This is a genomic window from Spiroplasma phoeniceum P40 (assembly GCF_003339775.1).
Classification (GTDB): domain Bacteria; phylum Bacillota_I; class Bacilli_A; order Mycoplasmatales; family Mycoplasmataceae; genus Spiroplasma; species Spiroplasma phoeniceum.
This window is the reverse complement of record NZ_CP031088.1, coordinates 1,537,574-1,555,671: the sequence shown is the minus strand read 5'-3', so window position 1 is coordinate 1,555,671 and position 18,098 is coordinate 1,537,574. Positions and strand designations below refer to the sequence as shown.

The window sequence follows — 18,098 nt, the reverse complement described above, 5'->3', positions numbered from 1 at the left end:
GAGTTGAGTTTATGAAAAAATCGTTATCTTTATTTGCCATATTTATTTTAACTTTTTTGGGTTTGGTTATTCCATTTATTACTTTAACGGCGTTTAGACCCTTAAATGAGGAGCAATATACGCTTAAACAAGAAAGTAGTACTGGTAAAGGTATTAATGAAACTGATTTTATTAATACAATGTTTTTACGCAGTAGTTTTTTTGAAAATTAGTCGGAAACAAATTATTTTATTAATCCAACTTTAAAAACATCAAAAAAATTATTATTTAATGATAAATGGTATTTGGATTTTTTACAAGATAGTTATTCAACCGGAGTTGTTTATGATAAACCTAATGAAGTATTTTTAAATTATTATCGACAATGACATAGTTTAAAAAATCGGTATAGGATTGAAAAATTTTATGATGTTAAAAAAGAGAATTTTTTGAATGATTTAACTGATTTTATTTATGCTTTTGCCGTAAAATATAAGATGTTTGATGTATCTAAAAAAATTGTGGAGAATGTTGAGCGTTATAAAGAAAATCATTATCCAAGAGTTAAGTTAAACCAAGATAATTGAAAATTAATTAATTATAATGATGTTGATTTATATAGTGAAAAATATTATTTTGGAATTCAGAAGAATGGTTTTAATGATTGAACGTTTTATGGTCCAATAAAAGGAGAAAAAATATGGCAAGTTTCAGTTTCAGTCTTTCTTTCTTGTAGAGCAATTTATCGTTGAGATGGTAATGGTGAACCACAAATACCTACTATTGACAAAAACACCGGTGAAATTACTGATTGAAATAGTTATCAACAAACTCGCGTAAAAGAATTTATTGATTTATTTTTATATTCTGTTTTGCAGGAAAATATTAGAGTTCAGCAAGGTGGTAGTGCGGATTATGAAAATCCGAATAAGGTTGGAACAAAGCGGATAATTTTTGATTTTGAGACGGTTGATGAATTGGATGTTAAAAATATTAAAAAAGCAATTTATCGGATGATTTTAACTGTTGATGAAGCAAATTTAATTATTTCTGGTAGTTTAGAGTTAAATAATATTAATAATGATGATTTAAGTTTTAATTTTAGTTTTATGCGAACGGGAATGGGTGAAGTTTTTAATTTTAATGGTTCAATTTATTCATCATTAAATAGTAAAGATTTAAAGTATTATCAACAGTTTAGCGGTCAGTTTGATTTATCTAAGTTTTTACAGTCGTTTTTTGCAAGTGCTTTGGTGCCAGTGTTTCAAAATCGTAGTTCTTTTATTGAAAATGGATATATTGATAATTTACAGTATGATACTGTTTTAGTTAACTTTTTTGCGTTAAAATTACAAAATTTTAATAATATTTTGTTGAGTGAGAATATTAATGATAAATTGCAATTTGATAAATTATTAAATAGTATGTTTAAAATTTCACAGAAATTTTATACTAATTATTTACGTACGATTTTTGATTTAGAGAATAATACTTATGTTCAAGGTTATAATAAAAAATATGGTTTATTAGTAAATAATGGTTTTAAAATTTACCCACGATATTTTTATTTTTCTGATAAATATAAGCAATTAGATATTAAATTATATTCAGCATTTAAAAATCGGTTTTATACGATTAATAATTATGGTAGTGTTTTTAATTATGATTTTTCGGTTGCTAATAATTATAATATTAAGTTAAATTCGGGTTATGTTTTTGGCGGTGATTTACAAAATAAATATGGTTTGCAATATAAAAAAATTGAAGAACAAAAAATCGGTTATAATGTTTTTGAATTGCAAGCACAAAAAGAGAATGATATGTACCGATATTATGATTTTAATTTTGGAATTTATAACTGACAAGAGATTAATAATGGTGGGTTGTTCCCCGATAAACAATGATGACAAGTGCAATATGTAACGCCAGAGGGTTGATGAGATTTTGGTGCTCATATTAAAAATGCGGTGATTTGAATTGTTAATACTATTCCTGGTGTTAAACAAGTTAATGAGTTAGCGAGTGGTGTTGGAAAGGTTTTTGAAACAGTATATAGTTTTTTTAGTCAAATATTTGAAGTATGAAAATTTAATCCAGCATTGTATAGTACAATAACAAATATTTTTTTATTAATTATTTTTATGAAATTTGTGCGATTAATATAAAAAAGGAACTGTTATTCAGTTCCTTTTTGTTCTTTTCAGTCAATAATTTCACCGGTGTTTTTGTCAATAGTAGGTATTTGTGGTTCACCATTACCATCTCAACGATAAATTGCTCTACAAGAAAGAAAGACTGAAACTGAAACTTGCCATATTTTTTCTCCTTTTATTGGACCATAAAACGTTCAATCATTAAAACCATTCTTCTGAATTCCAAAATAATATTTTTCACTATATAAATCAACATCATTATAATTAATTAATTTTCAATTACTACCTTCTGGTGGTTGTTGTGCTTTTGTTGTTGGTGCAATAGGTTTAGTATCTTTTTTATTTTCTTTTTTGCAACTCATTAGTGTTGTTGTACTTGTTGCGGTTAATCCGATTGCTCCTATTATGCTAAGTCATTTTTTCATATAGATTGCTCCTTTTTATTGTTTTATATATAATTGATTTTATCACATATCAATTATATATCAATTATTCGTATTAAATATTAATTTTATATATTTTTGATGGTAGGTGTAAATTAATGAAATATATTATTAATAATTTTAATTTGTTTGATTTACAAGCAAAATTAAAGAATTTTTTAAGTAAAAATTATAAAAATAAATATTATAAAAGAATAAAACAAAAAATATTTTCATATATTAATTTGTGTAATGATTATTATAATGGTAATTTTTTTTTGAAAGATTTAATTAAAAAATATTTTAAAAATAAGTTTTTAACTTTTTATTATTGAGCGAATAAAATTTTAATTGCATATAAAAATAATGATTTTGCTGAATTATTATTAAAGTCAACAATTCCTAATAATATTAATTATCAATATAGTGATGATATTCGCAAAATTATTTGTGATTTATATTTTGAATATTGTAATAAACATGTTGGTGGTGTTTTATCTTTGTTTTATAATTTAAAAAAAGGAATTCATGGAGAAGAATTAAAAAATAAAGCACCAAAAAATTTAAAAACATTTTTTCGTTGACTTAAAAAAGATGAAAGATGATTAAAAATAAAAAATAAAATTAAAGAAATTAAAAAACAACATCCAAGATATGAAGTTAAAGAAATAGGTTTGTTACAGATGGACGCTAAATATTTTGTACCAAGTAAATTTCCAGTTGATAAAAAGTATTATGTTTATGATTTTATTGATGAAAAAACAAGATTAGCATTAGGATATGTTTATGATAAATTAAGTACTGATAATGCTATTGATGCTGTTAAAAAAGCAATTAGTGATTTTAAAAATATATTTGATATTATAATAACACGGATTAGAACTGATAACGGTTCTGAATTTATTAATAATTATCGTAATAATTAAAAAATTAGTGTTAAAAAGACTAATTTTACTCAATTTTTAACAGATAAAAATATTTTGCATCAAACAACACCAGTTCGCTCTCCACAGTCAAACGGTAAGATTGAAAGATTTCATCAAAATTATACTAAATTATTTGTATTTGAAGAAAAAATATTAAATGCAGTTAGTTTACAGAATAAATTAAATGATTATTATTATTTTTATAATTTTGAAAGAGTGCATAAGTCTTTAAATTTTCAGACACCATTTAATTTTTTGAATAGTTTAAGTTTAATTAAATAATTTTAAATTATTAAGTTTTTGTGTTTAAACTAAATAAGTTTATTATATTTTAATTAATTAATAATATGTAAATTAACTCATAAAATATGTCATTAAAATAATAAAATACGTATTTATTAATTAAAATTTAATAAATTATTTTTTAGTGTGTTTAATTTTATATTTTTTATTTATTTATTTTATGATATTTTTTTATTATAAATAAATATTTTTATTATTTTTGTTATTTTCTTGTAATCTTTAAAATGTGTGTGGTATACTACATAAATTTTGAAAAAATAACATTTCACCAGAAATCCGGTTTTTTAAAAAACGGAGATATTTAACATTTCATTGATATCCTAGAGCACGAATTGTCATTCCATTTAAAATTGATGTTTTACCTTTTCCGCCCCCATAATAAATATGACAATAACCTTTTTGCATATTTCCCTCCTTAATGTATAGAGTTATTGTACTAAAAATGTTTTAGTTTGTGTTTATGTCTCTTGAATTAATTAAAAAATAATTTTATCAAATTAATTGCAAAACATTTTTAACATTTTGCAATTAATTTGATAAATATTAAATCTGTTTTTTATTTTTTTATTTCTTTTATAAGATATTAGCAATAGTTTAATTTTTAATTATGCTATTAAAATTTTAGGAGGAGTTAATTAATAAAATGAAAAAATTATTTAGTATTTTTAGTGTTATGACAATAATCGGTGCAACTAGTTCAAATTTAACAAGTTGCAATAATCAAAATACTGAGGAACTTGAAGAAGATACTTCAGCAACAGATCTTGAAATGATAAATAAGATTAAAACAAGCGCAAGTGATGAAATTAGTAATTATTTTAAATCAAGAATGTATGTTGATAGTAATAAGAAAAATTTAGCAGGTCTCTATGAAAAAGTAGATAGTGAGGAAATTTATTATAAATTAGATTTAAATAATTCAAAAGATAAAACATTAGGTGATTACTTTATGAATGATTTTAATACTATTTTTGAAAGGGTAAATTATAATTTAGGTATTACATATGGAAATTATTTTGAAAATAAAAGTCCTTTAACATTTGAAAAAGATTTAAGTACAGTTGAAGTTAATTTTATTAATGTTGAGGGATTAAAAAATAAATTCCCGGTTGAGATTAATACTGAATCTTTTAAAGGAGTGCGAGTTAATTTAAAATCATTTGTAAGGACTAAATATAAAAAAATCTTTTCAGATTTTGAAATACCAGTAGTTTATAATGTAACAGAGAATCCATCGGTTTTAAAAGAACTCTCAAGTAAAGCCACAAAGTCTTTATTAAAAAAACTTAATGAATATTTTCATAATTTAAAGAATGTTGATTTTAGTACAAATGATATTTTTAAAACATTATATGAAGAAGTACAATGAGATTTTTCAGAAAACATTAAAGTTTTAGATGATGCTTTTAAAAAATCATTAAAAGGATTTACTAATAAGGATGAAAAGTTTAAAGATATGGATATAAGTTATAATAATGTCTCTTTGCTTGAAAAAGTAGCAATAGGAGAATTAAATCATAAAAATAAAGGACTTGATAATTTGGCGGATGTAAAAAATGCACAAGAAATAACATTGTCAAATTGGTTTAAAGAACCTAATGAACCAAAAAGTATTAATAATGTAACAGCAAATGACTTTGTTAATTTCTATAAATCGAATGTTGGCCAAGGTTTAAATATTAATGATAATGATTCATTAACCTTAGGAAATTTTAAAATTCATTTAGGATATTTAAATATTAATGGAATGGGCCTTTCGGGTTATGCAAAAAATATTGAAGATGATAATATAGGTGAAGATGTAATAATGACTTTAAATTTATCACGTGCTGCAATTGACCAAAAATTAAACAATTGAGGAGAAATTATTATTGCTTTTTGAAAATATATTAATACTGGCCCTTTTGCTAGAAAAGAGGGGCTTGAAATTACAGTACCAAAGAATTTATTTAAAACTCTTTCCCAAACAAATAAAACAGAGGGCTTAAAAGGAGTAATTAAGACTTTGTTAACTAACTTTAAACAATCAGCTGAAGTAAAAGATTTAAAAGATATTAAATTATTTAATTTTATTGCACACCCACGTTTTGCTAAAACAGTGGGACAAAAGATAGATAATAAGGGTGATAGTTCATTTTTAATATGAGATGTTTCAAATTCTGATCCATGAGCAGTTTTATTTACTTTTGGGTCAACTTTTAATAATGGTTTATATTATTGTTTTGCTTCATCTTCAAATAATAAGGTGTCTAAGAATAGTGTTTACTTTAAAATTGGTATTAAAAATATTATTTATTAAATTGAAATTTGTTAATTAATTTATTTTAAAAATAAATTCACTATTTTTTACTTAATAAATTATGACCAAAAAAATACTTTATTATGATAATAACTTTAAATAAAAAGGTCACAATTTTAAGTTATCAGGTTAGATAAGCATTAAAGAGTTTTAATTTAAAACTCTTTTTTTATTTAGATAGGTAATTTCCTTGCTTTTTTTGTTATAATGGAGAATAAGGTGATAAATTAATTTTGAAAAATTATAAATATAGTCTTAATTAAATAAGTATCAATAATGTTATTCAAAAGAAAGAGAAGGAATTACTAATATTTACTGCTTATATTTTTAGATACTTATATGAAATAGTTATTATTTTTTTTACTACAAAATGAATTTATTTATTAAAAAAAATAATTCTCTTCTGGCACTATTTTAATTTTATTCTAAAATAAAAAAATTAAAGTGCAAGAAATAGGAGAAAAAACATGCAAAAATTATTAAGTGTTTTAGGTGCTGTAACTTTAGTCGGCCCTGATATGACTACTCCTTCAACTAGTGTGATGACACAGTCAAACTTAGATGAAAAATTAGCAAAAGTGTTAACAATGACAATAAATAAGTCATTAGGTGCAGAGCAAAGACCTTCAACAAGTGGAACTTCTTCAATTTTAAATAAAATTGATAATTATTTAGATGAGACAGAAACACAAGAGGATAAAGGATAAAATGAATTAGAAGATTCTATACTTCCTTTAATAATAAGTGAAATTGATAAATATTTTGAAAGTTCTGAAGGTAAGTGGGTATTATTAAAAAATGAAATTAATAAAAATTTTGATAGAAGAGAAAGGATTGAGGTAGGCTTAAAAAATGAAATTGATAATTACTTTCGCAATAGAGGTAGTGTTTCAGCTTCACTACGAGATAAAATTAATCAATATTTTAGTGATAAGGAAATCCAAAGTAAAAGTATTTGAAAAAAATTTATAAAAATATGAAAAAACCACTTAAAACTATAAAAGAGTTAATTTCAAGAACAAATCAAGAATATGAATCAATGATTTGCAGTCAAGAATATTTTCGTCAATATGAAGAGATTGAAATTGAAGATGACATAACGCAATTGTTACCAGTCAGAAATAAATTTTATTTTAAAATTTATAATATTAACTATCATTGGTGATATATTAGGTGCCAGAGTATTAAAAGATTTAAATTTGATTTAAAAAATAATTTAAAATAATTATTAAAATATGCATCTAAAAAAGTCAGTATCCTTAAAAAATTTTACGAACTTTTTAAAATAGATGCATTTTTATTTGCGAAAAATTAATTATAATAATAATTTAATTATATTAATGTTACTTATTAAATTTATATAAAAAAAGTTAAAAAAGTTTAACTTTTTTTATGTTTAGTGTAATATATAACTAATAGTTTTTAAAAAAACAATATTAATAGTAAAAAAGAATGGATTAGGGAAGTATAAATATGGCAGATCAGGTTACCACAGATCAACAGTTATTACAAAAAGAAAAAAATGTAAAAAATGAATTAGATACTATTCGTACAAAACGTCGCATTATTCTGGGAATTATGTATGGATTAATTTCTGCAGTTGGGTATTCTATTGTCCCATTAATGCTATATATTATTCCAGAACAAGGACCATATGGTAATTTAGCAGCGCCAATTAATGCCACTTTTTATGTGACAGTTCAAGAAATAATGGCAACTTTTGTAATTTTTATTTTTTATAAACCCAAAAATTTTATTAATTTTTTAAAATTACTTCGTCACAAAGAAACTTGACTAATTGTATTATATGGTTTTTTAGGTGGTCCGGTTGCAATGGTATTTTTTCAGTTATCAGTTTTATTAACAATTAATCATCAAGGTGGTACAGATGGAACTGTTCCAGGATTATTGTTAAATTTAAATGTTATTTTAGCGGCAATTGGAAGTGCTATTTTCTTTCGTGCTCGTCAAAGTAAATATACTTGAACTGCTTTAGCAATTTCTACATGTTTAATTTTAGGAATGTCAATTCATTTTGCAATTGAAGAAGGATTAGCTTGATCATCGATTGGAGGGATGTGTTTAGCTTTAGTGACCGCTGGCTTTTATGCAATGGAAGCATTAGGAATGTCCCATTTAATGAGTTCTTCAAAAATTAAATTTACAAATCATGAAACAGTATCAATTAAAACAAGTTCTTCAGCGATATTAATGTTATTATTAGGGACACCAATTGCTGCAGTTTTTTCTCATCAAAGTTTCTTAGATGGTTATAAAATTTTTGCTAATTTTCAATATTATGATTATGCATTAATTGTTCTTGCTGGAGGAATTATTATGGGTAGTTCTCGAATGCTATATTATGCATGTTTATCAATGTCTGGACCAACCTATACAACTTCAACCCAATTATTAATGTTTTTTTGAACCCCAATTTTTCAATATATTTTTATTGCAGTAAATGTTCCAAATAAAATTTCAGAACCAACATGATATTATTGAGTATATGTTATTCCAATTGTCTTTTGTACTTTTATTATTTCTAGCAATGAATTTTTAGTTCATGCTAGTAAAGTTGGATGAAAGCGGGGCTTTCATGAATTATTTGGTAAGATTCCAAAACAAAATACAAAATAAGGTTAATAAAAAATAAAAATGTAAGGTATTTTACATTTTTATTTTGGAAATTATATGATTAAATATTAATAGCAAGCAAAGGAATGAACAATGGAAACAAATAGTCTTTTTTTTACGTTCGGTCCAGTTAGCTGTGATTGCTTCATATGAATTGGTTGGTAAAAATGATAAAAATATGTTAGACCAAAAAGCAGTTGATATTATTAATAAATTATTAACAAGTAATGATGTTAAAGCAAAAATTGCAATTGGCGAAGGTGAACTTGATGCAGCACCAATGTTATATCAAGGGCAAACTTTTTCTCATCAACAAGCAATTACGATTGATATTGCAGTTGACCCAATTGAAGGGACAATACCGGCTAGTAAAAATGAACCGGGTTCAATTTCATGTATTGCTGTTGCTAAAAATAATACAATGTTATAAATCCCAGAAATGTATATGGAAAAATTTGTTTTTATCACAGGACTTAGCTGTAATAGTTGATTTTAATCAAACAATTGAAGCAATTTTATTGACTTTATTAAAAATTAAGCAAAATTTATCATGTATTATTTTAAATAAACCGCGTCATCAAAAAATAATAAAAACAATGTGTCAATTAGGCATTAAGGTTGAATTAATTAATGAAGGAGATGTATTGGGAGCAATTTATTTAGATATTGTTTTAATTCATCGCCCAAATTTAAATTTTTACAAAACTATCAAAGCATATACCGAATTGCTACAATGCAAAGCGAAAGGGTTAATTAATGTTGTTGGTGTAAGTAATTTTGATAAGGATATGATTGAAATTTTGTTTGAAGAAACGGGTATTTATCCAAATTTAAACCAAATTGAATTTAATCCTTTTAACCAAAGATGAGATCGTGTACAATATTGTCAAAATAAAAACATTTTGGTACAAGCATATTCACCAATTGCTAATACAATGGAAAATCAAATTCTAGTTGCCGAATCTAAAAAATATAATTGTACTGTTGCTCAATTAGTTTTAGCTTGAATACAATATTTTAGTATTCAACCAATTGCTAAAGCAGAACTATTACGTCATATCCAAGAAAACAAGCAGAGTGAAAAAATTAGACTAACTAAAATTAGACTAACTAAAAAAAACAATTCAAATCTTACAGAGTCTTAATATGTATGATAATATTTATCCCAAAACATTTGATAATTTTTAATGAAAAATATTATTATTTTTATAAAATAATAAAAAACAATAATATAAATTATTGTTTTTTATTTATAAATTTAAGTATATTCTTTCTTAGTGCAAAAAAATTGAAAGAATTTTTAAATAAATTATTAATTATTAGTGTTTTTTCGTTTCTTATTAAAAAGTTTGTTATTTTAAAGGATTGTAACATTTTTCCTTAGTGAAGGATTTAATTTTTGTCATTTTTTAAATTTTTATATAAGTATAGGTAAATAGGTCCAAAATGGAGGTCTAGAAAATGGCAGAAAAAACAATGGCTGAGATTTTAGAACTATAGCTAAAAGAGTTAAAACATCAATTGATTCTGCCCAAACTTTAAATAAAGAAGAACCTTTTGATTTTAGACATTTAACCCTTGAACAAAAGTTAAAATTAAGACAAGCCGCTAATAATCCAAAAGATCCAAATTATAAAATTTAACTACAATTAAATCACGAAAAACAAGCGTCTAATTGAATTAAAATTGATAAAAAGAAAATAAAAGATTTAACTGAAGATGATAATAATTAATAAAATTTTATTAAACTAAAAAATAGTTTCTAATAAGGTAATGTTATTATCAAGTTGGTTATTAGAGAGAACCTAATAGCCATAATCATCTTATTAGTATTAATATTTTAACATCCGTACCCCACGGATGTTTTTAATTAGAATTAAATGAATGTAATTTTTAATTTAGATAATATTTTGTTATAATCATCTAGTGCGATGTAATATTTTATTAACTTTAAATTATGAAAAAATATTTTTATACCTATCAAAATTAATTTTATTTAAGGAGAAAGGTTATGAAAAAAAATGAAGATATTACAATAATTATTATTTTAATAACTAGTGTAATAATTATCTTTTCTATGGTAGGGTTATTTTGATGTGTTTTAAAAGGCGATAATGAAATTGACTATGCTAAACATAGTGATTGTTTACTATACCGTAATCATAGTAAAGAAAAAATAAATTTATCTAATTTAAATAATAACCAATTAGTAAAAGGAACATTACAATCTTTTAATAGTAAATTTAAAAAAGATATCGTTAACTGATGAAGATTTTGCATTTATTCATCTTTGTGAAAATAATATGACTTATCAAGCAAGTCAGATGTCAATTAACAATTTTAACAAAAAGAAAAAATTTAACCATTTTCAAACATTTGCTAATGTTGTGCATGGAGTAACAAATAATCAAGTTTATTCTTATCAATTTGCGGAAATGGTTGCAGCTGTTGCTTCTGATAAGCAAAAGTTATTTATTAATAATTTAATTACTTTTGCTAATTTATTTGTTAATATTTATGGTTTTCCAATTTTTCAAAAATTATGATATAGTATTAGTTTAATAATGATTTTATTATTAAAAGTAGTGGCAATAACCCTTTAGCAGTAATAAAGTTAAAAAAGAATGGCAATTATTTAACCTAATGTATAATTATTATTGGCCGAAAATTGCAAGAGCATGTAAACAAAAAACAATATGAAATTGGTTTTCATTCAACAGCAGATAATATTTCAACAATTATTCATGAAATAGGACATGCCATTGCAAATTATGCATCAGTTTGACCCTCTGATCGAATTTATTTTAATCATAATATTAATGTTGATACTGGTAAATGTATTTGTGAATCTAGTGGTGAGCAACTAAATATTCGTGCATTTATTAATAATCCTGGTGATTTATTAGTTCAATATTTAGGACATCAAGTTGGAATTAGCAATAATACTCCGTTTCAACAACAATTAGCATCATGGTCGTTTATTTAATCTGGTTATGTACGAACTAGTGATAATGATGAATTATTTGCAGAAGGATTTGTTCAGTGAATGTTAACACCTGATGAAAAAAGGACTTAATTGAGAAATTTTAAATGAATTTTATAGTATGTACTTTAGAAATTATTATTATTTAAATTAAAAACCAACTCTAGCTAGAGTTGGTTTTTAATTTACAAAAATCATAAAATAATTTAGCTAAGTACCCTAAAGGTTTCTAATAATATATAAAGAACTTTGGTCTCAATAACCGTTAGTTGTTGTTGATAAAACTAATTCATCGTTTTCATTCATTTGTTAATATTTTGTGTGAAAATTAGAATAGTGTTCATATATTAGATTAGCAATAGTTTGAATATTATCATTTGTAATTGATCCTCCGGCACCAGAATGATCTTCTTCTGGGATATTTCAAATAGTTGCATTTAATCAAGCCATAAATTATGACTTATTTTTATTTTCAAATTTATTTATTATTTCTTCAACTTGGTAAAAACTTAATTTAACTTTTAAAACATCGGGTGATAAAAATTTATATCATTTTTCAAAAATTTCATCTTTCATCATTTTGTTTTTGTTTATTAATAAGTAAATATCATCAAAATATTGTTGAATATAAATATTATTATTTATTTTATCAAAATAAATTTTTCTTATACCCTTTTCTGTTATTGAATCTAATTCAATAATATTTACTTCGTTATTTTTTTAAATAATAAATCATATCATTTTCACCAACAAGATAAAGAGTATTGTTTGCAGTTGTTATTAATGAGATTTTTCCTCTTACCTCATTTATTTGCTCTGGATTTGTTTCGCCATTTTTTAATACATAAGCACCAAAATCAGTTCCAATGTATGTAATATTTTTATGAAACGTAATAGTTTTAACCAATTCATTAATTCCATTAATCTTTTTTTGTATTATTATACTGCAAATATAATAAAGTTCATTTTTAGTGCCCATAAAACTATTACCTTTATAGTCAAAAGCAATAAATTGTAATGTTTCTGTATTAATTTTTATTAACTTAGCATATTCAGTTTCAGTATTAATAAAGTTTGTTAAAATTTCATTATTATTAGGTTTAATAACAGTAATTGTGCTTATTCCATTTAAAATAGCTGTTGACATTGTTAAGATACTTAATATTTTTTTCATATAATTTTCTGCTTCTTTCTTTTGCTATATTAATCAAAATTATTTTCATAGAAACAAAAATGATATAGGTGTTATTTTAAAATTTTATTATGAAAATATTTATTATTCTTAAATATTCAATACTTCTAATTTTAATTTAATTAATATAACAATCTAAATCATTTTTTCTGATTTAGTAATTGTATTTTAGCATTAAAAAAAATGAAAATATTTTTTAATTGTTTTAAAGATAAAAAAAAGAAATGTTTTTAAACATTTTCTCCTTTTAATAGTTTTTGTAAATAATCACCAACGCCGCCTTCATCATTAGTTAAGTGTGTAATTCCCCGAGCATTAGTTTTTAAATTGTCATTTCCATTTTTCATTGCGATTCCATAACCAACATTTTGCAATAGTTCTAAGTCATTCATTTCATCACCAAAAGCAATAACATCACGAATATCAACGTTATAATATTGTGCTAAAATATTAGCTGCAAATCCTTTTGAAACAAGTTTATTTGTAATGTTAATCATTATTTGCACCTGACCGCTACTATAATGTCCGATGTTAACTTGGACAGAGTTTTTAAAATTTTCAAAAATTCGTAAAATTTGATCTTTTTCATTAGCATTGTTTAAATATAAGGCCATATTACTAGCTGGACCTTTTCAAGCAGTATAAGGATTGGCAATAAAATATTCATCATCAGCCACATCATCAAGATGAAAGTAATTTTCAATTGCCTCATCTTTTTTTCAACAAATTGCTTTATCATAATGTTCAATTAAGACATTTGCAACAATATTTTTTACATCACGATGGTTGATAATACTCATAATAACATCATAAGAAATTGGAAAAACTAAACGTTTAAACTCTCGTTTTAATGGGTCATGAATATGACCACCATCAAAGTTTGTTAATAAGGTGTCTAACCATAATTCACGATAAAAGCGAATACTTGCTCGATGAGGGCGACCAGTTGTAATACATACTTTATGCCCAGCTTTAACAGCTTCTTTGATTACATCTTGTGTTTTTGGATGGATTGTTTTGCCATCATTCATCAATGTTGTACCATCTAAATCAATTAGAATTAAACGTTTTTTATTTAGGTGTTGTAATTTCATGGGACTCCTTTCTAAAAAATAATTATGTTTCTAATCCCTGTATCTCTTATTATATCTAATATTTTTATATTTATATTATTTTTAAAAATTTAGCAGTATTTAATTGACTTTGCTAATCAGTATGATAATATATAACTGTAAAATTAGCAAACAATAATACAGAGTGCTAAAAATTAAAGGAGGCAAAAGTATGGATTTAACACAACAATATGAACCAGGTAAAGATCCAAAAGTTATTGAAAAATTTGCCAAAAATCTTAATAAAGAGGCTCTTGCCGGAAAATTAGACCCAATTATTGGACGTGAAGATGAAATTAATAGAGTAATTCGAATTTTATCACGAAGAACAAAAAATAATCCGGTCTTAATTGGTGAACCTGGTGTTGGGAAAACAGCGATTGTTGAAGGACTAGCACAGCGAATTGTTAAAGGTGATATTCCTAGTAATTTAAAAAATAAAACAATATATGAATTAGATATGGGATCATTAATTGCTGGTGCGAAATTTCAAGGTGAATTTGAAGAACGTTTAAAAGCGGTTTTAAATAAAGTTAAAGAATCAAATGGCGATATTATTTTATTTATTGATGAGCTGCATTTAATTGTGGGAGCTGGTAAGACACAAGGTAGTATGGATGCTAGTAATTTATTAAAACCAATGTTAGCGCGTGGCGATTTGCATTGTATTGGTGCAACGACTTTAGATGAACATCGTTTATATATTGAAAAAGATGTTGCGTTAGAGCGACGCTTTCAAAAAGTAGTTGTCAGTGAATCAACCATTGATGAAAGTATTTCAATTTTACGAGGTTTAAAAGAACGATTTGAAACCTTTCATGGGGTTAAAATTCATGATAATGCTTTAGTTGCATCAGTTAACTTATCGTCTCGATACATTACTGACCGGTTTTTGCCAGATAAAGCAATTGACTTAATTGATGAAGCTTCTGCAACAATTAAAACAGAAATTGCATCAGTTCCAACGGAATTAGATAATTTAAATCGGCGAATTATTCAGTTAGAAATTGAAAAAGCAGCTTTGCAAAAAGAAACTGATAAGGCATCTAATGAACGGTTAGTTGATATTGAAAATGAATTGAAACCATTAAAAGCAAAACAACAAAAATTAGATATTCAATGAAATTCGGAAAAAGAAAGTATTACTAAATTAAAAAACTTAAAATCACAAGTTGAACAATTGAAGAAAGAGTTAGATCAAGCGCAATTAAGTGGTGATTTTAATCGTGCTGGTGAAATTCAATATGCTTTATTACCAAAACTAGAAAAACAATTACATGAACAAGAAAAACAAGCTTCAGGTTCACATCTTTTGAAAGAAGATGTAACTGAGCGTGATATTGCTGCAATTGTTGGAAAGTGAACTGGTATTCCAGTTGACCGTTTAGTAGAAACAGAAAAGGCAAAATTATTAAATTTAAGTAAGATTTTACGGCGTCGTGTTCGCGGTCAAAACGAAGCAATTCAAGTAGTTGCTGATGCAATTATTCGTAGTCGAAGTGGAATTAAAGACCCAAATAAACCAATTGGTAGTTTCTTATTTTTAGGACCAACAGGAGTTGGAAAAACAGAAGTTGCCCGTAGTTTAGCATATGTTCTTTTTAACTCAGAAAAACAAATGGTACGATTAGATATGTCTGAATATATGGAAAAACATTCAGTAAGTAAATTAATTGGGGCGCCGCCAGGTTATGTTGGTCATGAACAGGGTGGACAATTAACCGAGGCTGTTCGTCGAAGCCCATATTCAATTGTTTTATTTGATGAAATTGAAAAAGCACATCATGATATTTTAAATATTTTGTTGCAAATTTTAGAAGATGGTCGTTTAACTGATTCATTAGGTAAAACTGTTGATTTTAAAAATACAATTATTATTATGACTTCTAATATTGGGTCAGAATATTTATTAAATGAAAATAATGATGGTGTTGGTTTATTAATTCAAAAAGAATTAGCTAGAAAATTTAAACCAGAGTTTTTAAATCGAATTGATAATGTTGTGACCTTTAATGCTTTATCGAAAGATGTTATTAAAGAAATTATTGAAAAAGAATTAGCTGAATTAACACAACGAATTGAAAATAGTAAAAACATTCGTATTAGTTATTCTGAAAAAGTATTAGAAAAAATTTTAAACGAAGGATATGATCGTGAATTTGGAGCACGGCCAATTAAACGATATATTCAACGAAATCTTGAATCGTTAATTGCTCATGCTATTATTTCAGAAGAAGTTCAAGAGGGTAAATCTTATACAATTGATGTAGTTAAGAACGAAATGGTTATTAAGAATAGCACAAAATTAAATTAGCACTTGCATTCTTTAAATGATAAATTTATAATATTAATTGTTAGCACTATTTAGTGTTAATTGCCAAATATTTATAAGAATTGTAGAATGGAGGTGCTGTTGGTGTTAACCCAACGACAAGAAAACATTTTAAAAGTAATTGTAGAAGAATACACAAAAACAGCACAGCCTGTTGGAAGTAAAACTATTATGGCTTCGTCCTTAATAGATTCTTCTTCTGCAACAATTCGTAATGAATGTGCAATTTTAGAAAAAGAAGGTTTTTTAGAAAAAGAACATGCTTCATCGGGAAGAATTCCATCAACAAAAGGTTATCGTTATTATGTTGATAACTTGATGGTTGAAAAAAATATTGATGATATTAAAAACCGGATTGAATCCTTATTTGTTAATCGAAATATGTCAATTAATGATATTCTTGATCAAACAGGCCAAATTTTAAGTGAAATGACAAATTTAACAACAGTTGTTGTTGGTCCAAACTTTCAAGAAGAATTATTAAAAAAAATTGAATTATTGCCAATTTCTGAAACACAAGCAGTTGTTGTCTTTGTTTTAACAAATGGGCATGTTGAGAATAAAATGTTTACAATTGATAAAAATAGTTCAATGAATGATTTAAAAATTTCTGTTGAATTATTTAATACACGGTTAGAAAATACTAAAATAACTGATATTCCAACAAAATTTGAGGTAATTCGTCCAATTTTAGAACAACAAGTAAAACATTATGAATATATTTTAAAACAATTTGTTAACGCTTTAACAAGTATTGTTAAACCAAGTTATTCAACACATGGGATTCAATATATGCTCCAAAATCCAGAATATAATAACCCAGAACGAATTAAACAAGTTATTCGCTTAATTGAAACAATTTCACCGTTTGATTATTTTAAAAAACAACAGAATAACCCAAGCGAAAATCTTGTTTCAATTCAAATTGGGAATGAAACAGGTTTTAACAATGATGATATGGCTTTGTTGACAACAACTTATAAGGTTGATGATATGCAAGAAGGAGGAATTGCTTTAGTAGGACCAAAGCGGTTAGAATATGATAAGCTTTATGAAGTTCTTGAATGATTAGCTTATCGGATTAAAGAAGCATATCAAAAAGAAGATAGAGAGGGTGAGATTAATGAGTAATGAAAAAAATGATAAATCTTCGCCAAACCAATTAAAAGAAAAAATTCAAAAATTACGGAAAGAATTAGCAAATAATCAACCTGTTGATTCACTGTCAGAACAAGGGAAAACAGCAACAGCACCGACAGCTGAAGCAAATAATTTGGCAATTATTGAAGATTTAGAACATGAAATTGATTTATTGTTAAAAGACAATTTACGCTTGCTAGAAGAAAAATTATTAGTTTTAGCTGATGGTGAAAATTTAAAGAAAAGAATTCATGAAGAAGTTGCTGATATTAAACGTTATCGTGCAGCAGGGATGGCAGAAAAATTATTGCCAACATTAGATAACTTTGAACGTGCTTTACAAGTTACTAATGTAACACCAGAAGTGAAAAACTTTTTAACAGGGTTTGAAATGATTTATCGTATGTTTAAAACGGTTTTTGAAGAAGAAGGTATTACCGCAATGGAGACAAAAGTAGGAGAACACTTTAATTCTAATTTTCATTCGGCAATTGAAATTATTGAAACAACTGATGTTTCATCAGGATGTATTGTTAAAATTTTACAAAAAGGATATATGATTCATGATCGTGTCTTACGTCATGCATCAGTGCAAGTTGCAAAATAACTAATTTAAGAGAGGA

Annotated in this window: 20 protein-coding genes and 1 pseudogene; 15 read left to right on the top strand and 6 right to left on the bottom strand. The window is 25.1% G+C overall.

The features are described from left to right. Window positions 1-11: 11 nt before the first annotated feature. Window positions 12-2,144: pseudogene (locus SDAV_RS09515) on the top strand (spiroplasma phage ORF1-like family protein). 11 nt (window positions 2,145-2,155) lie between these two features. Here the strand turns inward: SDAV_RS09515 and SDAV_RS09510 are convergent. Beyond that, window positions 2,156-2,557 (bottom strand): lipoprotein, encoded by a 402-nt coding sequence (locus SDAV_RS09510; protein ID WP_114565397.1) that lies wholly within the window; start codon window positions 2,555-2,557, stop codon window positions 2,156-2,158. Between the two features lie 116 nt (window positions 2,558-2,673). On the opposite strand from SDAV_RS09510, the gene SDAV_RS09505 reads away from it, so the two are divergent. Next, window positions 2,674-3,480 carry a DDE-type integrase/transposase/recombinase gene (locus SDAV_RS09505; RefSeq protein WP_222611548.1) on the top strand — a complete coding sequence of 269 codons (807 nt, stop codon included), beginning with the start codon at window positions 2,674-2,676 and terminating at the stop codon, window positions 3,478-3,480. Window positions 3,481-3,534: 54 nt separating this feature from the next. Continuing rightward, entirely contained in the window at window positions 3,535-3,762 is a 228-nt protein-coding gene (locus SDAV_RS12710; protein WP_222611547.1) for an integrase core domain-containing protein, read from the top strand. Between the two features lie 240 nt (window positions 3,763-4,002). Here the strand turns inward: SDAV_RS12710 and SDAV_RS09500 are convergent, their stop codons facing one another. After that, window positions 4,003-4,188, bottom strand: coding sequence for a cob(I)yrinic acid a,c-diamide adenosyltransferase (locus tag SDAV_RS09500; RefSeq protein ID WP_245938391.1), 186 nt, complete (start codon window positions 4,186-4,188; stop codon window positions 4,003-4,005). A gap of 238 nt (window positions 4,189-4,426) precedes the next feature. Between SDAV_RS09500 and SDAV_RS09495 the strand changes: the two genes are divergently transcribed. From SDAV_RS09495 to SDAV_RS13595, 9 genes are all read left to right on the top strand, one after another. Continuing rightward, window positions 4,427-6,082 (top strand): hypothetical protein, encoded by a 1,656-nt coding sequence (locus tag SDAV_RS09495; protein ID WP_114565396.1) that lies wholly within the window; start codon window positions 4,427-4,429, stop codon window positions 6,080-6,082. Between the two features lie 467 nt (window positions 6,083-6,549). Then, on the top strand, window positions 6,550-6,789 hold the full coding sequence (locus tag SDAV_RS13615; protein WP_245938390.1) for a hypothetical protein: 240 nt from the start codon (window positions 6,550-6,552) through the stop codon (window positions 6,787-6,789). A gap of 269 nt (window positions 6,790-7,058) precedes the next feature. Further along, on the top strand, window positions 7,059-7,307 hold the full coding sequence (locus SDAV_RS13610; RefSeq protein ID WP_245938389.1) for a hypothetical protein: 249 nt from the start codon (window positions 7,059-7,061) through the stop codon (window positions 7,305-7,307). Window positions 7,308-7,555: 248 nt separating this feature from the next. Beyond that, window positions 7,556-8,719 carry a hypothetical protein gene (locus tag SDAV_RS09485; protein ID WP_114565395.1) on the top strand — a complete coding sequence of 388 codons (1,164 nt, stop codon included), beginning with the start codon at window positions 7,556-7,558 and terminating at the stop codon, window positions 8,717-8,719. 43 nt (window positions 8,720-8,762) lie between these two features. Continuing rightward, window positions 8,763-9,146, top strand: a complete 384-nt coding sequence (locus SDAV_RS14160; RefSeq protein ID WP_281268798.1) for a fructose-bisphosphatase class II — start codon at window positions 8,763-8,765, stop codon at window positions 9,144-9,146. 25 nt (window positions 9,147-9,171) lie between these two features. Further along, window positions 9,172-9,861, top strand: coding sequence for an aldo/keto reductase (locus SDAV_RS12260; protein ID WP_281268797.1), 690 nt, complete (start codon window positions 9,172-9,174; stop codon window positions 9,859-9,861). 866 nt (window positions 9,862-10,727) lie between these two features. Beyond that, window positions 10,728-11,018 carry a hypothetical protein gene (locus tag SDAV_RS13605; RefSeq protein ID WP_245938388.1) on the top strand — a complete coding sequence of 97 codons (291 nt, stop codon included), beginning with the start codon at window positions 10,728-10,730 and terminating at the stop codon, window positions 11,016-11,018. A 1-nt stretch (window position 11,019) separates the two neighbouring features. Beyond that, window positions 11,020-11,319 carry a hypothetical protein gene (locus SDAV_RS13600; protein ID WP_245938387.1) on the top strand — a complete coding sequence of 100 codons (300 nt, stop codon included), beginning with the start codon at window positions 11,020-11,022 and terminating at the stop codon, window positions 11,317-11,319. Between the two features lie 65 nt (window positions 11,320-11,384). Then, entirely contained in the window at window positions 11,385-11,702 is a 318-nt protein-coding gene (locus SDAV_RS13595; protein WP_245938386.1) for a hypothetical protein, read from the top strand. 306 nt (window positions 11,703-12,008) lie between these two features. Here SDAV_RS13595 and SDAV_RS13590 read toward each other — a convergent pair whose 3' ends face one another. The 4 genes from SDAV_RS13590 to SDAV_RS09455 form a co-directional block, all read right to left on the bottom strand. Continuing rightward, entirely contained in the window at window positions 12,009-12,149 is a 141-nt protein-coding gene (locus SDAV_RS13590) for a hypothetical protein (RefSeq protein WP_245938385.1), read from the bottom strand. 3 nt (window positions 12,150-12,152) lie between these two features. Continuing rightward, window positions 12,153-12,278 carry a hypothetical protein gene (locus SDAV_RS14155; protein ID WP_281268795.1) on the bottom strand — a complete coding sequence of 42 codons (126 nt, stop codon included), beginning with the start codon at window positions 12,276-12,278 and terminating at the stop codon, window positions 12,153-12,155. Between the two features lie 133 nt (window positions 12,279-12,411). Then, window positions 12,412-12,873 (bottom strand): hypothetical protein, encoded by a 462-nt coding sequence (locus tag SDAV_RS13585; protein ID WP_245938384.1) that lies wholly within the window; start codon window positions 12,871-12,873, stop codon window positions 12,412-12,414. 248 nt (window positions 12,874-13,121) lie between these two features. Next, the gene (locus SDAV_RS09455) at window positions 13,122-13,985 is read right to left on the bottom strand and encodes a Cof-type HAD-IIB family hydrolase (protein ID WP_114565393.1); all 864 of its coding nucleotides are present in this window, start codon (window positions 13,983-13,985) and stop codon (window positions 13,122-13,124) included. 190 nt (window positions 13,986-14,175) lie between these two features. Between SDAV_RS09455 and SDAV_RS09450 the strand changes: the two genes are divergently transcribed. The 3 genes from SDAV_RS09450 (at window position 14,176) to SDAV_RS09440 (ending at window position 18,082) form a co-directional block, all read left to right on the top strand. After that, window positions 14,176-16,317 carry an ATP-dependent Clp protease ATP-binding subunit gene (locus SDAV_RS09450; protein WP_114565392.1) on the top strand — a complete coding sequence of 714 codons (2,142 nt, stop codon included), beginning with the start codon at window positions 14,176-14,178 and terminating at the stop codon, window positions 16,315-16,317. Window positions 16,318-16,404: 87 nt separating this feature from the next. Next, window positions 16,405-17,466, top strand: coding sequence for a heat-inducible transcriptional repressor HrcA (hrcA, locus tag SDAV_RS09445; RefSeq protein WP_245938383.1), 1,062 nt, complete (start codon window positions 16,405-16,407; stop codon window positions 17,464-17,466). After that, the gene (locus tag SDAV_RS09440; RefSeq protein WP_114565390.1) at window positions 17,459-18,082 is read left to right on the top strand and encodes a nucleotide exchange factor GrpE; all 624 of its coding nucleotides are present in this window, start codon (window positions 17,459-17,461) and stop codon (window positions 18,080-18,082) included. Before hrcA ends, SDAV_RS09440 begins: the two co-directional genes overlap by 8 nt. The last annotated feature ends 16 nt before the right edge of the window (window positions 18,083-18,098 follow it).